Source organism: Microbulbifer sp. CNSA002 (assembly GCF_047324085.1).
GTDB lineage: Bacteria > Pseudomonadota > Gammaproteobacteria > Pseudomonadales > Cellvibrionaceae > Microbulbifer.
In genome coordinates this window covers 3,948,170-3,967,428 of record NZ_CP172449.1, presented here as the reverse complement: position 1 = coordinate 3,967,428, position 19,259 = coordinate 3,948,170, and the positions used below count along the sequence as shown (strand labels likewise).

15 protein-coding genes are annotated in these 19,259 nt (G+C 48.9%); 6 read left to right on the top strand and 9 right to left on the bottom strand.

Annotation, left to right across the window (positions count from 1 at the left end):
• The first annotated feature begins 238 nt into the window (after positions 1-238).
• On the top strand, positions 239-2,461 hold the full coding sequence (locus ACG1BZ_RS17645) for a hypothetical protein (RefSeq protein WP_413662965.1): 2,223 nt from the start codon (positions 239-241) through the stop codon (positions 2,459-2,461).
• A gap of 137 nt (positions 2,462-2,598) precedes the next feature.
• Here ACG1BZ_RS17645 and ACG1BZ_RS17640 read toward each other — a convergent pair whose 3' ends face one another.
• Positions 2,599-3,207, bottom strand: a complete 609-nt coding sequence (locus ACG1BZ_RS17640) for a class I SAM-dependent methyltransferase (RefSeq protein ID WP_413662964.1) — start codon at positions 3,205-3,207, stop codon at positions 2,599-2,601.
• A gap of 639 nt (positions 3,208-3,846) precedes the next feature.
• On the opposite strand from ACG1BZ_RS17640, the gene ACG1BZ_RS17635 reads away from it, so the two are divergent.
• Positions 3,847-5,064: a hypothetical protein gene (locus ACG1BZ_RS17635; RefSeq protein WP_413662963.1), complete on the top strand. Its 1,218-nt coding sequence runs from the start codon at positions 3,847-3,849 to the stop codon at positions 5,062-5,064.
• 86 nt (positions 5,065-5,150) lie between these two features.
• Here the strand turns inward: ACG1BZ_RS17635 and ACG1BZ_RS17630 are convergent, their stop codons facing one another.
• Positions 5,151-6,089: an alpha/beta hydrolase gene (locus ACG1BZ_RS17630; protein WP_413662962.1), complete on the bottom strand. Its 939-nt coding sequence runs from the start codon at positions 6,087-6,089 to the stop codon at positions 5,151-5,153.
• A gap of 72 nt (positions 6,090-6,161) precedes the next feature.
• Between ACG1BZ_RS17630 and ACG1BZ_RS17625 the strand changes: the two genes are divergently transcribed.
• Entirely contained in the window at positions 6,162-6,692 is a 531-nt protein-coding gene (locus tag ACG1BZ_RS17625; protein WP_413662961.1) for a redoxin domain-containing protein, read from the top strand.
• Between the two features lie 93 nt (positions 6,693-6,785).
• Positions 6,786-7,229, top strand: a complete 444-nt coding sequence (locus ACG1BZ_RS17620; RefSeq protein WP_413662960.1) for a hypothetical protein — start codon at positions 6,786-6,788, stop codon at positions 7,227-7,229.
• Positions 7,230-7,380: 151 nt separating this feature from the next.
• Here the strand turns inward: ACG1BZ_RS17620 and ACG1BZ_RS17615 are convergent, their stop codons facing one another.
• From ACG1BZ_RS17615 to ACG1BZ_RS17595, 5 genes are all read right to left on the bottom strand, one after another.
• A complete protein-coding gene (locus tag ACG1BZ_RS17615) occupies positions 7,381-7,767 on the bottom strand; it encodes a DUF2750 domain-containing protein (protein WP_413662959.1) in 387 nt (128 codons plus the stop codon).
• Between the two features lie 312 nt (positions 7,768-8,079).
• Positions 8,080-9,324, bottom strand: coding sequence for a ribonucleotide-diphosphate reductase subunit beta (locus ACG1BZ_RS17610; protein WP_108734126.1), 1,245 nt, complete (start codon positions 9,322-9,324; stop codon positions 8,080-8,082).
• A gap of 410 nt (positions 9,325-9,734) precedes the next feature.
• The gene (locus ACG1BZ_RS17605; RefSeq protein ID WP_413662958.1) at positions 9,735-12,674 is read right to left on the bottom strand and encodes a ribonucleoside-diphosphate reductase subunit alpha; all 2,940 of its coding nucleotides are present in this window, start codon (positions 12,672-12,674) and stop codon (positions 9,735-9,737) included.
• 807 nt (positions 12,675-13,481) lie between these two features.
• Positions 13,482-14,396 carry an ornithine carbamoyltransferase gene (gene argF / locus ACG1BZ_RS17600; protein ID WP_282933786.1) on the bottom strand — a complete coding sequence of 305 codons (915 nt, stop codon included), beginning with the start codon at positions 14,394-14,396 and terminating at the stop codon, positions 13,482-13,484.
• 22 nt (positions 14,397-14,418) lie between these two features.
• Positions 14,419-15,603, bottom strand: coding sequence for an acetylornithine transaminase (locus ACG1BZ_RS17595; RefSeq protein WP_413662957.1), 1,185 nt, complete (start codon positions 15,601-15,603; stop codon positions 14,419-14,421).
• Positions 15,604-15,920: 317 nt separating this feature from the next.
• Here ACG1BZ_RS17595 and grxD point away from each other — a divergent pair, with 317 nt between their 5' ends.
• Complete coding sequence (gene grxD, locus ACG1BZ_RS17590) at positions 15,921-16,253, top strand: Grx4 family monothiol glutaredoxin (RefSeq protein ID WP_282933784.1); 333 nt, start codon at positions 15,921-15,923, stop codon at positions 16,251-16,253.
• Between the two features lie 111 nt (positions 16,254-16,364).
• Here the strand turns inward: grxD and bfr are convergent, their stop codons facing one another.
• Entirely contained in the window at positions 16,365-16,856 is a 492-nt protein-coding gene (gene bfr, locus ACG1BZ_RS17585; protein WP_020412720.1) for a bacterioferritin, read from the bottom strand.
• A gap of 1,145 nt (positions 16,857-18,001) precedes the next feature.
• Positions 18,002-18,232, bottom strand: a complete 231-nt coding sequence (locus tag ACG1BZ_RS17580) for a bacterioferritin-associated ferredoxin (RefSeq protein WP_413662956.1) — start codon at positions 18,230-18,232, stop codon at positions 18,002-18,004.
• 314 nt (positions 18,233-18,546) lie between these two features.
• Here ACG1BZ_RS17580 and ACG1BZ_RS17575 point away from each other — a divergent pair, with 314 nt between their 5' ends.
• The gene (locus ACG1BZ_RS17575) at positions 18,547-19,149 is read left to right on the top strand and encodes a peroxiredoxin (protein WP_143730920.1); all 603 of its coding nucleotides are present in this window, start codon (positions 18,547-18,549) and stop codon (positions 19,147-19,149) included.
• Positions 19,150-19,259: the final 110 nt, after the last annotated feature.

Genomic DNA, 19,259 nt, shown 5'->3' with positions numbered 1-19,259 from the left:
GTAAAGTATCGCCCAATTACCATTCATGATACGACTATTACTGCTTTGGTATTTTAGTACCGTTTATCGCTGCAAAATTACCACTTATCGGTCTCAGCCAGGTTCTAAAACCAGTTCACAGACAATCGATTGCATCACTTTAAAGTGCGCACTTGGTCATCTATTGAGGATAAAAATTCAATGGATGACAGCAAGCAATAACAAATTATCTTAGTGACATACGAGTTGGGCAGAGCTGATGGGTTTACTGATAAATAAGAAGTTAATAGCGCTTTCTTTGACGGCATTGCTGGCCGCGTGTGGAGGTGGTGGAGGGAGCTCCTCTTCGGATTCGGATAACCCCTCTTCAGATAGTAGCGGTAGTGGTAATAATAGTGGCGGTAGCGGTAGCGGTAGCGGTAGTGGTAGCGATCAGGGTTCGTCCGGCAGCGATGATAATCCGATCTCGGATAATGTGGGCACTACAGTTGTAGTGGGGGACGTAGAGCATACAGATTTAGGCTTCGCCTCTTTGACTGCCATTGACGTAACGTTGCCAGAAGGTATGAACAATGCCCGTGAGGTTTACCAGATGGCGCACTATATAGCGCGCACTGACGGGGAGCAGGATGAAGAGGATATTGATATCCCGATTCGTAGTTATACTGCGACCTGTGCAACAGATACCGATACTCCGAGAATGTTTGTTTCCACTACTTTGTCAGAGGGGGACACTGCTGCGGATACAACTCACGGTTCTGTTTATGAGCTACAGTATGATCCAGATACTTCCAGTTTTGAGCCAACGGGTAATGCAACGCTGTTAAATCAGTGTTATGAATCCCACGGTGTGGCTGTAAGCTCTGATTGCTCCACAGTAGCAGTTCTATGCAATACAGATTATCAAGCCAATGAGCGTTATGAGGTTGAAGCTGACCTTGTTGAACAATACGGTTCAACGTGGATGAAAATGGAAGATAACATTGACACCATTGAATCCCGTATTGCGAATGAAATTGGTCTTCTGGTTGCGACCAACCACGGTAAATATATCGACTTCTTTACTGATCACCCTACGCTGACGTTTGACGATTTTCTTGCTGGTTTGGAGGCAAACTTTCCAGATACTGATTTTGGGGATTCGCCATCCTTTACTACTATTAAAGGGTCCGATATGCAAGAGGAGATGGAGTATATTATTTCCAGTCTTTCCTCTGGCGACTATGACGATTTACTGCAGCACATTCGAGATGCCAGTTACAGCTATAACGAGCAGATTTGGCTGCTAGAGTGGGAAAATCAGCCTTTAAGTGAAGTTCCTGATGCTTACGTAGTAAATAAAATGCACGGCGGAACTCATCTTGGCGCACAAGAGCTGATTTATGTTGAGGATGACAGCCAGGGTCGTAGTAGCTATGGTTTCTCAGTTTCTGCACGGGTATTTGATGGAAATGGGAGTTCTCACTATTCGGCAGGCTTAACGGTTATTGACCGTAATAATTGGTCCCTGGATATGAGCAGCTCAGATAATCGCGGTTGGTATTGGGCCTGCGGCGATGGTCATGTAGTAAACATTCGCTCATTCTATAATCCAGACAATGAGATGTTTGGTGCAATTTGTACCAGTGATTGGAACGACTGGATAGGTAGCACTCATGGGCAACTCGGAACCATTGCAGTGAAAATGGAAACTTCCAGTTCGTCTACAGAAGGGCGCTTTAATCACTTCGTACCATCAACGTCTGCGATGGTATCAAATGGTGGCGGTCATACTGTTGTACCAGTGGATGCCAATACGAACCTTTCTTTGATTGTCTCGCCTAAATATATTGAATATGCGGATATGGACCGCTTTCTTCAGGACGAAGTCGGTATTGATCCATCTGGGGAAGGCCCGTTTGATGATGATTGTGCAGATTACGACACCACAAACTGTTTCCTGTCCTACATGAGTTATAACTATTGGGAAGATGACGATAGTTTCTCCACAATAACAAGGCAGGGACTTTATTCCGGTGATGCATTAGACTCCAGCTCTTTAACCCGTATTGGTATCGCCAAAGTCAGCTCTACCGGTAGTATGGAAGGCCAGGGTTTTAATTGGTTGGTTGAGGATGATGATTGCCAAATTAGTGATCCACAACTTATTGATTTAAAAAATGGACGTTACTTATTTGGGTATGCAAAGTTCCAGTGTATTTCTGATAACCTGGCCTATAACCGTATTTATGCCGACAGCGGCTCTAAAAGATTATTAGTGCCAAAAGCCTTTTATGTAATGGAAGTCGATGCAGATCTAAACGTACTTGAAGGGCCAATCGAGTTACCTAATTATGGATGGGGTGGTTTGGATGAACCTATGTACTTAGGCGATGGAAAAGTGGCTTGGACTTATATTAAAAACCCCACCTATGACAACTATGTGAGCGGTCAGCAAAATGTTTGGCAGGCTATGATTTACCACTCAAATAGCGTTAATTAATTTTTTCTCCTGAACTGTTGTAATGATACTGGGAGATAAATTTGGTAAGGGGGCTCCCCCTTACCTCCCTACTATTTTTTTTACTGGAATTCGTCCTGATTTCTGAAATATGGCCACGTATATGGGGAATAAAGAACTTACTTTTTTGCTATCAAAAAAATTGATTCTTTACTAGGCTGCCACTCCTGATCAATAAGAAAACCAACTCGTGTAAGCTTGTCTAAAAGCTCCTGCCTGTCGATTTTGTGGACATAAGGGGCCAGGTTTATGCGTTGCATCACTGGGATCAAGAATCGCCAATTGCTTTTCTTAATTAATACAGTGCTTGATACAAATATGCCCCCGGGTTTTAATAAATTGTAAACTCGCGCGATAGCACCATCTATATCCTCGATAAGGTGCAATATATTTAACCCTAAGATGGCGTTAAAACTATCTGGTTCGAATTTTAGTGAACCTAAGGTGCCTTGTTGAAAACTTATATTTTTAATAGCGGCACTTTTTACTTTTTGCTTGGCAATATCCAGCATCTTCTCGGAAATATCAGTGGCAGTTATACTGTTTACATAGGATGAGTGATGAATGGCGGTGCTACCGGTACCGCATCCGAATTCCAATACAGACCAGTCTGCCTGCAAATATTCTTGTGTTATAGCCAGTTTTCTCTTGTAACTTTTTAAATCTTTTATAGGGCTTTTGGCATAGCGCGCTGCAGTTTTATCCCAAAACCTTTTTGGCTCTATCATTTTTCCCTTCCTATCGTAGATGTTCAATGAGTATGCATTCGATCGGTGGATAACCTACTACTAGATGATTACCTTTTGATTTTAAGTATATGTAGTATATTTCCCGAGTCGTTAGACTCTAAAAATTATCTCCGTAGAGGTGCTCATATATTTATACCTTGTAATTCTTGCTGCATGTTTTAATTTAGTGCCACAATTTTTTATGGAAAGGGTGCATAACGTGTCATAGGTATATCGATAGAAAAGTGGCTACGATACTTGTGTGCTACGATAGGGGTTGATCAAAAGTTAAACGATTTCAACCTTTTCTTTACGTAAGTTATTTCTTCGAAAAGATAGCTTGCTCCAAAAGTTTTTTGGAAGTGCTCACTCACCTTTAGCTTCATCAATACTGTGACCTAGAGCGAAGTCGCGGTTCTTAGTTTTTGCAAACTATGTCACATTCATCTAAACCTCCATTTCTTTATGACTGAAAAGTCATATTGCTTGTCGCCCTAAGATTCTATTTGGCGCTATTAGTCATATTCTTGGCACTTATTAACCGGATACCTTTCGCAAGCCATAAAACAGTCTCGGCAACATAAAAAGACAATTTAAAAAATTGGGACCAAGCCCGAGCAAAAATAAAAGGACATCACAATGACACTTTATCAACGATTGGGTGCGAGCTTCTCTTTACTATTAGCGGGGCTTTTGGGATCAGCCTCTGCAAGTGCGGATAACTGCTACATCCTGGTTCATGGCCATGGTACTGAGGGCCATATCAAGCAGCGTACTAACTCCCAGGGTAATCTTGAGCAGCCGGCTTTAGATTATTGGAGTGAGGCCTACTTCGATGAATACGCGGGTAGTGACTTTATTGAACAATTACGCGTAAATGGCGGCAATTACGGTGTGGTTGGTTACAACTCCACCGATGAGGGCGAGATGCCCTACTGGCATGACGGCACCGCGGGTGAAATCGCTCGGCAGATAATCGCTATTCGCAATGGCGAAGGCGATGATTATGAGCATGAAAACCAGTGTGCTGCCGATGATACTTTCTACGTGATCGCCCACAGTCAGGGCGCCACCCAGATGATGTACCTCGCGGGCAATGCCGTACCGGGGTCCCCTTACTATAACCGTGCTTACAACCAGCTGGATTCCAATACTGTGACCGAAACCTCGAAGGTTTGTACTGGCTCCTGGTTCTGGAAAAGCTGTAAGAAGAAAACCGAAACCGTTAATGTCGCAGGCCTGAATGATAGCTACGCAGTTGAAGTGGACTTTGATACTGCCATTAGCGGTATCGCGGCAATCTTTACTACTGGTGGTGCAATCACCGGTACTGAAGGGGTTGATCGACTGTGTAACGGTAGCTGGATCGAAGATTTGATCAACGATTGGTTTATCGGTCGTGAGTGCGCAGCAGTACGTTACCTGCAAACCAATGATGTCTATGCTGTACGCAACTATGTCGGCACCAACCTGGCTGCACCGGTTTATACCATTGGAGGCTACGCCGGTTTCCCAGGTATTGAGAGTGCTAGCTCTTTGCTGTTGGGCGGTGAGGACGATGGTTATATCAATCTGGCTTCCCAGATGAACTGCTCTGGTTCTGCTAAGCGCAACTTGTGGTCAAATCTGAAGGAATACAAGACCTTCTTGGGTATTGCTTACGGAAGCGCTATCTTCTCCTGCGATAATGACAATAAGGGGACAGCGCGTTCCTATAACCTGGCGAGCATTTATACCGATCATGACGCTCAGCGTAACGGCGGTATTATGGCCCCAGACTACACCGGTATCCCCGATGGCCTGAACTGTGGTGCCGGTAAAAATACGGCTGGTCGTATTGCTGCCTGTACAGAGTAATTAACTCATCGTTTTAAAAAAGCCCGCTTTTAAGCGGGCTTTTTAGTTTGCGGGAATCATATATTTACTTCTATTAATTTTTAGCTCTAGTGATCCTCTACCTCTTGCAAATTGTTCTCTGCCTTCATACGAGATATTTCGATCTCTTCCGCAAAAATCTCATGGATTCCGAAACGGTAACTGTCAGTACTATTTGCCGCATGGGTACCGCCTGGAATCGTTGTAAATGCAATGCGCCAGGGAGTGTTCCCTCGTTCTTTCCAGTGCTTATGCCAGGAGAGTGCATTATTGCGTAGGTTTGGCATGTCTTTGGAGCCACTGGTTACTGCCAGAGTCAGATCTTCTCTTGTTGCTTGTACAGGTTCCCTATGGAAAAACTCCTGTTGTGGAAGAAAGGTGGCGTTACTAGCTATCAAGCCTCGAAATAAGTCGGGCTTAGTAAAGGCAGTGTACAGCACAAAATATCCCCCTCGACTTTGGCCGAAGAGAACCCGTTGTCGAGGGTTTACCGCGTAGCGGCTTTCAACTGCTGGCAAGAGCTCCTGCTCTAGAAAGTTGAGAAACTGCGGTGCACCGCCATACTTAAGTGTGTCAGTGTCAGTGTCAGTGTCAGTGTCAGTGTCACTGGGTAGTGAAAAGTCAAAACTGCGATGATTGATCTCAGGTTTAAATGAGCCGTAAGCAATACCAACGATAATCGCCTCGGGGGCGTAATCATCGTAATGCATAAACAGGTGATTAGTAGCCAAAATTGGGAACAGGGAATCCCCATCAAGGAGATAGATGACCGGGTAAGTTGTATCCTCGTTTGGATTATAGCCCTCAGGCAGGCGAGTATAGATATGGTAGGGGCGCCCAATAATCGCTGAATCCAGCTTAAAGTAGTCCCCTTTCAGGGCAGGCAAAAACTCAAGAGGCTGGGAATGACTTTCAGGAGAAGAGTTACTTTGGTGGTTAGCAGGGCAGCCACTTAGCAGTCCGGCTGCTAATAGCGTTGATAGAAAACGAATAAGGGGCTTTTTCATCGAGTCTCCTATACTAACGGTGGGATTCATTGGTTGACTAAGTCTCTTCTTATATTCTCAAGTGGGGTGCTAATGAGCAATATAAAGCTTGCTGCTGGTATCGATTTTCCTGCAATAGAAGTAAAGCGACTTGGTGGAGGTGAGTTGGTACTGGGGAAGCCCGAAGGTAGTTTCCTTTGGCAGATGGTAGTCGTTTACCGAGGTAAGCACTGCCCTCTTTGTACCAAGTATTTGCGTGTATTGAGTGTGTTACTACCCCGCTATCACGCGGAGGGTATTGATGTGGCCGCTGTCTCTGCCGATACAGAGGAAAAAGCTTCTCTGCATATGGAAACAATCCAGCCGGGATTTACTATCGGTTACGGTTTATCAATACCCCAAATGCAGCAGCTTGGGCTCTATATTTCAAAACCCCGCTCTCCTGAAGAAACAGATAGGCCCTTTGCTGAACCGGGTGTTTTTGTCATCAACGAATCTGGAAGGCTGCAAATAGTCGACATTTCCAATGCACCTTTTGCGAGGCCTGACTTGCAAACGCTATTGGTGGGTATCGAGTTTATCCGAAATCCTGATAACCATTACCCAATTAGGGGAACATATTAAGATTTTTTAAATACCTTGCTAATTCAAGGAACTATATTTTGGTTTATAAGTTTGTAGTAAAGTTAGAGGTCTGGAATTTAAGGGGGTAGGGTAGTGACGAACGCTTTTCTCTCTGAGGTGAATAACTTCAAGCTTAATCCAATTGATAATAGTAAAGTCGTATTAATTGATGGCTCCAACCAAAGAGCTATACCCGTTTATGGTAGAGAGATTGTTGCTCAATACCAATTTCTCGATAAAGTGTTAGTTATCCTACATGATTGGTGGTCTCTGGATCAGGGAGTTAATATCTACCTGCTCTCTAGAGGAAGAATTTTGGATTTTGCTTTGAGTTCGGATATCGACTTATGGGGAGATTTAGATGACGTGAAAGTTATGCAGCCGGATACTATTTGCTTTTCTTTTCCGAATGCTTTGCACTGGCGACTGCGCTGCTATAAGCGGGCAAGACCGGCTTTATATCTTTCTCTTCCTTATAGTTTTTGGTGGCGTCGAAACTTATTTTATTCCTGGTTTTCATTGCAACGCCTCAAGTGAATGGTATATATAAATATCAGGCGGCGAATCTGTAATTGTACATTACCCAAGTAAGATAACAGGTGTTTACCCTGTTATCTTATTTTTATTCAATAGAGCTGAACTTTTTCTGTCGGATTTTTGAAGCGGTAGCTTCAACGTGAGTAGCCTATTAGAAGTTGTTCAGCTCTTCCCGTAGATCGGTCTCTAACTCCTCTGAGTTAGTAATCCATACACTTTTGTCCGGCGCAGGAAACACACCAATTTCAATGCCGTCATTTCTTAAGCCAGAAAGCCACTTCTTTAAAAACTGTGGTAAGGGAATACTTTTAGGCGTGAGGTCTGCTTCATTTTCAGCATAGGCTTGGGCAAATTCAGCGCTTGGCCATACTGGCAGATATTCAAAGCCACCATCTTCATCGGTGTGTATTTTAAGAAAGCAATTTTGGCTATCGATCAGTATCCAGATCTCCCGCTCTTCTCCGGCTATGCTCAGAAAATACTCGTAGCGATCTTCACAGCTGAGATTAGTTATTTCACTTAAATCTGGGGTGCTCATATATCAATTCATTGTAGCTAGGTAATAGGCGAGTAGGGATAACTGAAGGCCTGCTCATCTAGAGGCATAGTTGTTATACCAACTAATGCGGGGCATTATGCGCGAATACAAGCCGCTATCCAAATGCTTTGCCGAGATGGTCAGCGGCAGGGGGAGAGAAAGAGTTTCTATAGAACTTAAGTCTATGGTTAGAGTGAAGAGGAAACTGGAATGCTCAAAATAAAAAAAACGGGCATTAAGCCCGTTTTCAATACTTCTCTTCCTGTGAGCGACTACTTTCTCCTTTTTAGTAATTCGCTAACCAGGAAGCGCTTACCACTGCAGTGCGCCGCCGGTTTGGTATTCGATAACGCGGGTTTCAAAGAAGTTTTTCTCTTTGCGCAGATCCATAATTTCAGACATCCACGGGAATGGGTTCTGAGCGCCAGGGAACTGCTCTTTCAGGCCCAGCTGGCTAAGGCGGCGGTTGGCGATAAACTGGAGGTACTCCTCCATCATATTCGCATTCATGCCGAGTACGCCGCGGGGCATAGTGTCGCGGGCATAGGCTACTTCAAGCTCCATACCCTCGAGAATCATCTGAGTGACTTCCTGCTGGAATTCCGCTGTCCACAAGTGTGGGTTTTCCAGCTTAATCTGGTTGATGACGTCAATGCCGAAGTTCAGGTGCATAGACTCGTCGCGCAGTATGTACTGGAACTGCTCGGCAACACCGGTCATTTTGTTGCGGCGACCCATGGACAGGATCTGGCTGAAGCCACAGTAGAAGAAGATACCTTCAGTGACAGCGTAGAAGGCGATCAGGTTGCGCAGCAGCTCCTGGTCGGATTCAACGGTGCCGGTTTTGAAGTTGGGATCACCGATGGCCTGGGTGTGGGATAGGCTCCAGGCCGCTTTTTTGGCAACCGCAGGCACTTCGCGGTACATATTGAAGACTTCACCTTCGTCCATACCCAGGGATTCTACACAGTACTGGTAGGCGTGGGTGTGAATGGCTTCTTCAAAAGACTGGCGCAGCAGGTACTGGCGGCACTCAGGGTTGGTGATATGGCGGTAGATCGCCAATACCAGGTTGTTAGCAACCAGGGAGTCTGCGGTGGAGAAATAGCCCAGGGAGTATTCCACGATGCGACGCTCGTCCTCGGTCAGACCGTTGGGGTCTTTCCACATGGACACGTCTTTGTTCATGTTGATTTCCTGGGGCATCCAGTGGTTGGCGCAGCCATCCAGGTATTTTTGCCAGGCCCAGTCGTATTTAAAGGGAACCAACTGGTTGAGGTCAGCGCGGCAATTAATAATGCGCTTTTCATCTACCTGGATACGGGCCGCACCCATTTCCAGTTCTTCCAGGCCGGGAGCCGGGTCCATATTAGCAACTGCGGCACGGGCGGCATCAACGGCAGTGGAGCCGCTTTGGGCCGCAGGCGACGCCGGAGCGGCTGTGTAGGAAGCGCTGGGCTCCTGCACGGATTTTGCCTGGGCCTCCGGCGTCGGTCGCGGTTCGGTTGCTTTTTCAGGTTGTTGGGGCTTGGTGTCGATGTCGTCCCAGCTCAGCATAGTTGGCCCTTTTGATCGGTCTCACTATCGAAAGTTCGATAAAAAATTCTTAAATCTTCCTGGTGTATTACTCACTAATTGTGTGTAACCAGGGATGACATACCGGTGATTTTTTTACCGGCAATAATTCATTACAGGCTCGTATTTTTAACTCGCCTGGGCACAGAAAATCCTGTGCCAGATCAATTTTTGCTGCGCTTTTGTGCATTTATTTGCACTGAATTTTCGCTGGCAATTGCACTGGGTTTTCTCGGGAAATAAGCCGCAGCCGATCCCCGGTCCCTATGGTATTACCCACTATTAAAATAATGGGTGGACCGGGGTCGCTGCGCATGGTCATGCCCGCACTTGCGGTTACGACGCTCTCCCCCGAGAGTCAGTGCAGCCCCTATAAAAAAGGGGCTTAAATTTTACTGGCAGGCCTCGCAATCCGGGTCGTCCAGTGAGCAGGCTTGAGGCACTGCGGCCGGTGCAGGTGCAGATTGCTCAGCAGGTGCTGCCGCAGCCACTCCGTTGCTACCGCCGTGTGCACTTACCGCGTTCAGGGTGCCGCTATTTACCGTAGATTTCTCTGTGGTAGTGGCAGCCAGTGCGCGCAGGTAGTAAGTGGTTTTCAGGCCGCGGAACCAAGCCATGCGATAGGTCAGGTCCAGCTTCTTGCCGTCGGCGCCGGCAATATACAGGTTCAGAGACTGGGCTTGGTCGATCCACTTCTGGCGACGGCTGGCAGCGTCCACGATCCAGCGCGGTTCCACTTCAAACGCGGTGCGGTATTTCGCTTTCAGGTCTTCCGGTACGCGATCGATTTTCTGTACAGAACCTTCATAGTATTTCAGGTCGTTAACCATGACCTGATCCCACAGGCCGCGATCTTTCAGATCGTGTACCAGGTAGGGGTTTACTACGGTGAATTCGCCGGACAGGTTCGATTTCACATACAGGTTTTGGTAGGTCGGTTCGATCGACTGGGAAACTCCGGTGATATTGGCAATGGTCGCAGTAGGAGCGATCGCCATCACGTTGGAGTTGCGCATACCTTGGGCTTTTACTTTCTCGCGCAGGCCATCCCAGTCCAGAGTGGAGCTGGTGTCCTGTTCGATAAACTGCTGGCCGCGCTGTTCAGCCAGGATCTGGATGGAATCCAGCGGCAGAACACCTTTGCTCCACAGGGAGCCTTCGTAGGTCTGGTACTTGCCGCGCTCGGCAGCCAGGTCGCTGGAAGCGGAGATGGCTTCGAAGCTGATCGCTTCCATGGTGTTGTCGGCAAAGGCGACGGCTTCGTCGCTGGCGTAGGCGATACCGGCCTTGTACAGCGCATCCTGGAAGCCCATCAGGCCCATGCCCACAGGGCGGTGACGCATGTTGGACTGACGCGCACTTTCAACTGCGTAGTAGTTGATGTCGATAACGTTATCGAGCATACGCACCGCAGTTTTTACGGTATTGGCCAGCTTGGTGCGGTCGAGTTCACCGTTCTCACCAATGTGTTGGGCCAGGTTGACGGAGCCCAGGTTACACACGGCGATTTCGTCATCGGCCTTGGTGTTGAGAGTGATCTCGGTGCACAGGTTGGAGCTGTGAACCACACCGGCATGTTGCTGCGGGCTGCGCAGGTTGCAGCTGTCTTTAAAGGTGATCCAGGGGTGGCCGGTTTCGAACAGCATGCCCAGCATCTTGCGCCACAGGTCGAGGGCGCGGATCTTCTTGAACAGACGCAGCTTGCCTTCGGCAGCCAGTTGCTCGTAGTGGTTGTAGCGCTCTTCGAATGCGGTGCCGAACAGGTCGTGCAGGTCCGGGCAATCGGCCGGGGAGAAAAGGGTCCACTCTTTGTCTTCGAACACGCGCTTCATAAACAGGTCGGGGACCCAGTTGGCGGTGTTCATATCGTGGGTGCGGCGGCGGTCGTCACCAGTGTTTTTGCGCAGCTCAAGGAATTCCTCGATATCCAAGTGCCAGGTTTCCAGGTAGGCACAGACAGCGCCTTTGCGCTTACCGCCCTGGTTGACGGCTACTGCGGTGTCATTGGCCACTTTCAGGAAGGGCACAACACCTTGGGACTTGCCGTTGGTGCCTTTGATATAGGAACCCAGGGAGCGCACCGGCGTCCAGTCATTGCCGAGACCGCCTGCCCACTTGGACAGCATGGCGTTATCGCGGATCGCGCCGTAAATGCCGTGCAGGTCGTCCGGTACCGTGGTCAGGTAGCAGGAGGACAGCTGCGGGCGCAGGGTGCCGGCGTTGAACAGGGTCGGGGTGGAACTCATGTAGTCGAAAGAGCTCAACAGGTTGTAGAACTCTACCGCGCGCTCGTTTTTGTTCTCTTCATTGATGCTGAGGCCCATGGCGACGCGCATAAAGAAGATCTGCGGCAGCTCGAAACGAATATCGTCGCTGTGCAGGAAGTAGCGGTCGTACAGAGTCTGCAGGCCCAGATAAGTGAACTGGTGATCGCGCTCGCCTTTTAGAGCTTCGCCGAGTTTTTCCAGGTCGAAGGTGGCCAGTGCCGGGTCCAGCAGGTCCAGCTCGATACCCTTTTTCACGTAAGTGGGCAGGGTAGAGGCGTACAGCTTTTCCATCTCGTGCTGGGTGGCGCGCTCGGCAACACCGAGGAAGCGCAGCGCTTCGGAGCGCAGCTTGTCCAGCAGCAGGCTGGCGGTAGCGAAGGTGTAATTGGGCTCCTGCTCAACCAAGGTGCGCGCAGTGATTACCAGCGCGGTATTGATATCGTTTTCGGAAACACCGTCGTACAGGTTTTTCAGGGCTTCGTTAAGAATTGCCGCGCTGTCGACATCTTTCAGGCCTTCACAGGCTTCTTTGACAACGGTGCGCAGGCGCTCCATATCCAGAGGTGCAAGGCTGCCATCGTCCTGCTTTACACGGATGCTGGGGTGGGCATCGACGGCTTGCTCGGCAATTTGAGCAGTTTTTTCTTTCTCTGCGCGCAGGCGGGCGTGTTCTTCGCGGTAGAGTACGTAGTCGCGGGCAACCTTTTGTTCACCGGCGCGCATCAGGGCCAGTTCTACCTGGTCCTGGATCTCTTCAATGTGGATAGTGCCGCCAGAGGGCATGCGGCGTTTGAAAGTGGCACTGATCTGGCTGACCAGTTCTTCAACTTGCTCGTGGACACGGCTGGAAGCAGCGGCGGTGCCGCCTTCAACAGCGAGGAAGGCTTTAGTGACGGCGACGGCAATTTTGCTGTCGTCGTAGGGTACAACGGTGCCATTGCGCTTGATTACGCGGATCTGGCCCGGTGCAGTAGCGGCCAGAGTCGTGCCGCCAGTCGCCTGGTCGCTGGAGGTGCCTGATTTTTCCGCAGGCACGGCTTGAGAGCGCCCTGTCTCTGTGTGCATGTAAATCTCCGAAAGGTTTGTTCTGTTGTCTGTCCGCGTGCGTTCAAAAGAACGGCGGCCACATGACTGTGTGGCATGGCGGAGCGTGTCCTTCGCTTTGCCAGTGTTTATCCACAGCTGTGGACACTGGAAACAGGCGGCTTGTTACCGGCTATCTGAAAAGGTTTGCCAGCTGCTGCCTGTGGCGGAAATTCCATTCCGCCCGCTTACCTCTGATTCTGCTTTGAAAAAAGCAGCGCCTGACGCCCACCGCCAAAAAGTGTGGTGGTGCGCCGGAATTTGCCCCACATAATGGGGGTGCTCTTGAGCCTCTACCCCAATATATAGGGGGTCGGCCTCGAGTGCGCTACAAGATAATGCGGTAGGCGGGTCAGTTCAAGGCGAATAACTATGTAGTTGTTTGTGGATAAATTGTGGGTAGAGGTGCTGAGTCAGTAGCCACTTTCGCGGCAGAGCCCGCCAGCCCTGGGCTGCAAAGGAGTGGGTGCCGGGAAAGAACGCTGGGTACAGTGTCTTACAATTTTTTTTAATAGCTAGAGCGCTGTAAATTAACAACGGCAATAACCATTTGCAAATGGCTGCTCTTTGAGCAAAGTGGTACTCAATTGCTCAATTTACTGACGCTTATTTAATTCTGACATCTTGGCTGGCTGTAAATTAGTCGTTGGCGCCGATTGCTAAATTTAGCGATCTCTTGGATTTTTTGTCGCCAATCGCATCTTTTATACGTTGTCGGGAGGAGAGGCGCAGGGGAGTGAGTACAGGTAGCAGGGTACAACCGCAGGAGTGGCTGTACCCTTTTAGGGTTTATCGACTGTGGTCTTGGAGGAATTCCATCAGGGCTTTTTGCGCGTGAAGGCGGTTTTCAGCCTCATCCCATACCACCGAGATGTTGCCATCCTCTAAAAGTTCGGCACTCACCTCCTCTCCACGGTGGGCGGGCAAGCAGTGCATAAAGATGGCATCGCTATTGGCATGGCTCATCAGCTCGTGGTCCACGAGGAAGTTCTCAAAGGCTTTCAGGCGGATCTGTTGTTCAGTTTCCTGTCCCATGGAAGCCCACACATCGGTGGCCACCCAATCGGCCCCTTTAACAGCCTCCACCGGGTCGTGTACTACGGTGACCCGATCACTTGCCGAAGCGAGGATATTGGCGTTGGGCTCGTAGCCGGGCGGGCAGGCTATGCGAAGCTCAAAATTGCACAGGCGGGCAGCATTAATATAGGAGTGACACATATTGTTGCCGTCGCCGACCCAGGCGACCACCTTGCCTTCAGGGCTGCCGCGGTGCTCCACAAAGGTTTGGATATCTGCGAGTAGCTGGCAGGGGTGGTAGCTATCGGAGAGGGCATTAATCACCGGTACCTTTGAATATTCTGAGAAGCGCTCCAGTACCTGGTGGCCAAAGGTGCGAATCATCACCATATCCACCATGCTGGAAATTACTCGGGCGCTGTCTTCAACGGGCTCCCCGCGGCCTAACTGAGTATCGCGGGGAGATAGGAAGAGGGCGCTGCCTCCCATCTGTGCCATACCGGCCTCAAATGAAACACGGGTACGAGTAGAGGATTTTTCAAAAATCATCCCCAGCACTTTGCCGCGAAAAAGGTCAGTATTTATTCCTTGAGTGCGCAGTGTTTTGAGTTCGATCGCGCGCTCAATAATTTGCTTGAGCTCTTCCGAAGACAAGTCTGTCAGGGTGAGAAAATGTCTGATCGCCATAAGCTGTTCTCCTTTTTTTGCATCAGACTGCTTGCAGTGCAAACTGGTGAATCAGTGAGCTGACATCGTTTGCCAATTGATGGCACTCGTCGTCGCTGAGTGTGAGTGGGGGGAGCAGGCGCACTACATTGCCGGCGGTAACATTAATCAGCAATCCGCGCTCGCGGGCTATGTCCACCAGTTTGGCACAGGGCTGCTGCAATTCTATTCCGATCATCAGCCCCAAGCCCCGTACCTCTTTGACCTGATCGCAATCGGATAACTGTTGTTTGAGTTGATGCAGCAGGCGTTGTCCCAATGCCTCGGCGCGCTCTAACAACCATTCACTTTCCAGCGTATCGATCACTGCCAGTGCGGCACTGCAGGCTAGAGGGTTGCCTCCAAAAGTGGAGCCGTGGGTGCCCGCAGAAAATAATTGTGCGGCAATTCCCCTGGCCAGGCAGGCTCCGATAGGGACACCGTTACCCAGTCCTTTGGCAGTGGTCACTACGTCGGGCAATATGTCCGCATGCTGGTAGGCAAACATTTTGCCGCTACGGCCGTTTCCGGTTTGCACTTCATCCAGCATCAGGAGCCAGTTATGTTGATCGCAGATTTCGCGCAATTGCCCCAGGTAGTTGGAAGTGGGCACGCGTACACCGCCCTCTCCCTGAACCGGCTCAACCAGCACTGCGACAATATCGTTGCGCTCACCTGCGAGCTTTTCGATGGCTGCGGTATCGTTAAACGGCACACGCAAGAAACCCTCGGGCAGAGGACCGAAGCCCTCTTGGATTTTTTCATTGCCGGTTGCTGTCAGGGTAGCCAGGGTGCGGCCGTGGAAAGCGCTTTCCATTACCAGGATTTGAGGGGTCTCAATATTGCGGCTATTGCCTAGCCGCCGCGCTAATTTAATCGCTGCTTCATTGGCCTCAGCTCCAGAATTGGAGAAAAACACATTGTCCATACCGGATAGCTGTACCAGCTTGTCTGCCAGTTTCTCCTGCGCAGGGATATTGTAGAGATTGGATACATGTAACAGGGTCCGAATCTGCTCGTGCAGGGCCAGGGTCACTTTGGGGTGGCAGTGGCCAAGGCCGCAGACGGCGATTCCAGAGATTGCATCCAGGTATCGTCGGCCCTGATCATCCCATACATAATTGCCTTCACCCCGCACCAGTGTGAGGGTTCGATCGCCATAGTTTTGCATGAGTGTCGGGGTGGCCACCGGGGCATCTCCTTAAATATTGACTATTTGAACTATCTATTTTCCGCAGAAAATTCTGTTTAAGCTTTCTAATCTGCACTTTATATCGATTGCGGCAATGGTAACACAGCCTTTATAAGCTGTGTGCTATCTGGCTGGCTGAATTTTCAACATGGTATCCGGTGTTGCAGATCTGCGGTTTTTGCTTTCATCGAGGGGATGGTGTACTTATTGCCGGCCCCACTGGGGTACAATGAATGCCGGCGCGCTATACCAGATGATGGTATGGTGCCTGTACACTTACTTTTTGCTTCGACCACCTGAGGTTTTTCACGCTTATGGATACACTGGAGAACATCAAGCAGCAGATCGCTGATAACACCATTCTGCTTTATATGAAAGGTAGCCCTAATGCCCCCCAGTGCGGCTTTTCCATGCGGGCCTCCCAGGCGATGATGGCTTGCGGTAAGCGCTTTGCCTACGTTGATATTCTGGCTAACCCGGACATCCGCGCTGAGCTGCCTAAGTATGCGAACTGGCCGACCTTCCCCCAGCTGTGGGTTAAGGGCGAGCTGATCGGTGGCTGTGACATCATTATGGAAATGCATGAGAACGGTGAGCTGAAAACCTTGATTGATGAGGCATCAGCGGAGAGCGAAGGCGAGGATTAATTTCCGCTTTTGCTCCAATATGTCTGCTGCTATAGATGGTAGGCATAATGTAGAAACAAAAAAAACCGCAGCGGAAGCTGCGGTTTTTTTATGCCTGTGAGAGGGCTTAAACTACTTGCCAGAGTGGCCGGCTGCAGTTTCCATTTGAGTTTGCAGGTAGTTTTGAATGCCAACTTTGTCGATCAGCTCCAGCTGGGTTTCCAGCCAATCTACATGCTCTTCCTCAGACTCGAGGATTTTCTCCAGCAATTCACGACTGCCGTAATCCCGAACGGACTCGCAATAGGCGATGGCTTCACGCAAGTCGGGAATGGCCTTGGATTCAATTTTCAGGTCGCACTTGAGCATCTCTTCGGTATTTTCGCCGATCAGAAGTTTGCCCAGGTGCTGCAGGTTGGGAATACCTTCGAGGAAAAGAATGCGCTCGATCAGCCAATCGGCGTGCTTCATTTCATCGATGGATTCGTGATATTCCTGTTTGCCCAGCTCTTTTAAACCCCAGTTGTCGTACATGCGGGCGTGTAGGAAATACTGGTTAATAGCTACCAGTTCATTACCCAGTACTTTGTTTAAATGCTCAATTACCTTGGGGTCGCCTTTCATAGCCTGTGCTCCTGAAGCCCTGCCAACTCAATAAGGTTTGCAGAGAGTTCCTATTTGTTAGTCGCTAGAGATTAGTTGATATTTTTAGTTACTAAAGTTTATTAGTCACTAAAGTCTGCGGCTGCCTGATTTACCTAATTTTATTTTAGGGTTTAAGTTGCAATCGGGGCTGAGTTTGCGTTGCGATTTGCGGCAAGTCAAGAAATAATTTTTCTTGCGGAATGCAGGAAAAACAAGGGTTTTAACGCAAATTTAGCCGAAAATGGCAACGAAAATAATTATCATTTAGGTTGTGTGAGCAATACAACAATAAGTCATTTATTTTGAATATTAACCCTTGTTATTGGTGGTTTGTGCATTTTAGTTGAGGTTAATGTTTTCATGTTTGGTATTAATAATGCTTCTTATTTATATATACGGGTGAAACGCTTGCAGTTATAAGTTGAGCCAAAACCTTTTCTAGTATTCGAATGGCGCTTGAATAATTAATTTTTTTCTAAATTAAATGATCCCACCTTTTGATAGTTTGCCATCTGACCGACTCATTGAATGGTTACCTGGAATATAAAAGTGATTGAGTTGATATTTTGTTGATGGACTCATGCCCTGAATTGATGTTGACCACTGTCGAATGTCACGTGGATTACGAAGGGGTTAACAAAGCGGTGTCTGAATAAATCCGTAATACTTTCGGGCTCCTGAAGTCAGCAGATTTTAGGTGCGTCGCTGCGAGTGCCTTGTCTAACAGGGCCGACCCTACAGGCTTTCATAGCGATTTACGCTCTGTGCTGTAAAAACCAAAAATATCACGGAGTTGTTTAGAGGCTTTCTAAAACAGATTTTCTCAATATCCAACTTTTCCGATCCAAGGGGTATTGCAGTGAGGCCGGAGGGGTCAGTAAATCGGAGGGCTAGAGTTTGGCGAGCATTTGAAGCCGGGAGACGCGTTTGCAGGTTGAGATTTATAGCTGCCCAAGGTTGGCCGATATGTGTTCAGGTTGAGAGCGGAGATAAAGACAGTGGAGGCACGCTAGTTCGACTTGGATGGGAGTCTTATACAGGTTTTTAAGGTTTTACGAAGAGCTGGAGGGCTGGGTAGATAAAAGTGGTAGAGGCCACCAGAGGAGGGTGGCCATATTGGACGGTCAGCTGGCGGAGTAGAAGAGGCCGTTGTTGGCAGAGGACACCATCCCACCGCTCATGGTCTCGTCGATGATCTCCTTGGTCTGCTCGGCACAGCGTCCACATTGAGAAGAAACGCCCAGCTGGCGTCTCAACGCCTTCACCGAAGTGGAGCCATCATAGATCGCCTCTTTAATCTGGCGGTCAGTTATGCCCTTACAAATACATACATACATGGCGGTGGCTCTGTTCAACTCTTACTCAATAGTAGTCAGGTAGGAATCCTATTGCAATTGAGAATGAGTGTCAATAAGATTCCGGAATGGTCGCATTTTACCCTCTTTGTTTGCTATTTGTACATTTTTGCGGGTAGGTCATCCTATTTTGGGTGTTAGTTCACGCATAGCCGTTCTGCTATCAGCCTGATTTAAAAAATTTATGGGCCTGAAATAAGTGGGTGTGTATCATAGCGGCCCACTATTAATTCCCATTCGATTTATAGCTGTTGCTCATAAATTGAACACCCTACGTATCATCAACAACCCATCATTGGATTGAGGAGGTTTTCATGGCAGTTCTGGTAGGCAAGCCGGCTCCGGATTTCACCGCTGCAGCGGTATTGGGTAACGGCGAGATCGTCGATACTTTTAACCTGAAAGAAGCAATCAAAGGTAAGAAGGCTGTAGTTTTCTTCTACCCGCTGGACTTCACCTTCGTATGTCCTTCTGAGCTGATCGCTTTCGACCACCGTTTCGCTGAGTTTGAAAAGCGCGGTGTTGAGGTAATCGGTGTATCCATCGATTCCCAGTTCTCTCACAACGCATGGCGTAACACCTCCGTCAACGACGGTGGTATCGGCCCGGTTAAGTACACCCTGGTTGCAGACGTTAAGCACGAAATCTGCCAGGCGTACGACGTAGAAGCTGACGCTGGTGTTGCTTTCCGCGGTTCCTTCCTGATCGACGAAGAAGGCAATGTACGTCACCAGGTAGTTAACGATCTGCCGCTGGGCCGTAACGTTGACGAAATGCTGCGCATGGTTGACGCTCTGGCGTTCCACCAGGAGCACGGTGAAGTTTGCCCCGCCGGCTGGCAGGAAGGCGACAAAGGTATGAACGCTTCTCCTGAAGGTGTAGCGGCTTACCTGAGCGAGAACGCTGAGAAGCTGTAAGACGCTTTTTGCGCTGGGGTCTCCGGACCCCAAAAAGAAGAACCGCCGCAAGGCGGTTTTTTTGTTTGTACAAGCCTTGTTGCGCTGACCTGCGCTGATTGGCATGGCCG

Coding starts and splice junctions, on each gene's coding strand:
- ACG1BZ_RS17645 (WP_413662965.1), top strand. CDS start 239: ATGGGTTTACTGATAAATAAGAAGTTAATAGCGCTTTCTTTGACGGCA.
- ACG1BZ_RS17640 (WP_413662964.1), bottom strand. CDS start 3,207: ATGATAGAGCCAAAAAGGTTTTGGGATAAAACTGCAGCGCGCTATGCC.
- ACG1BZ_RS17635 (WP_413662963.1), top strand. CDS start 3,847: ATGACACTTTATCAACGATTGGGTGCGAGCTTCTCTTTACTATTAGCG.
- ACG1BZ_RS17630 (WP_413662962.1), bottom strand. CDS start 6,089: ATGAAAAAGCCCCTTATTCGTTTTCTATCAACGCTATTAGCAGCCGGA.
- ACG1BZ_RS17625 (WP_413662961.1), top strand. CDS start 6,162: ATGAGCAATATAAAGCTTGCTGCTGGTATCGATTTTCCTGCAATAGAA.
- ACG1BZ_RS17615 (WP_413662959.1), bottom strand. CDS start 7,767: ATGAGCACCCCAGATTTAAGTGAAATAACTAATCTCAGCTGTGAAGAT.
- ACG1BZ_RS17610 (WP_108734126.1), bottom strand. CDS start 9,324: ATGCTGAGCTGGGACGACATCGACACCAAGCCCCAACAACCTGAAAAA.
- ACG1BZ_RS17605 (WP_413662958.1), bottom strand. CDS start 12,674: ATGCACACAGAGACAGGGCGCTCTCAAGCCGTGCCTGCGGAAAAATCA.
- argF (WP_282933786.1), bottom strand. CDS start 14,396: ATGGCGATCAGACATTTTCTCACCCTGACAGACTTGTCTTCGGAAGAG.
- grxD (WP_282933784.1), top strand. CDS start 15,921: ATGGATACACTGGAGAACATCAAGCAGCAGATCGCTGATAACACCATT.
- bfr (WP_020412720.1), bottom strand. CDS start 16,856: ATGAAAGGCGACCCCAAGGTAATTGAGCATTTAAACAAAGTACTGGGT.
- ACG1BZ_RS17575 (WP_143730920.1), top strand. CDS start 18,547: ATGGCAGTTCTGGTAGGCAAGCCGGCTCCGGATTTCACCGCTGCAGCG.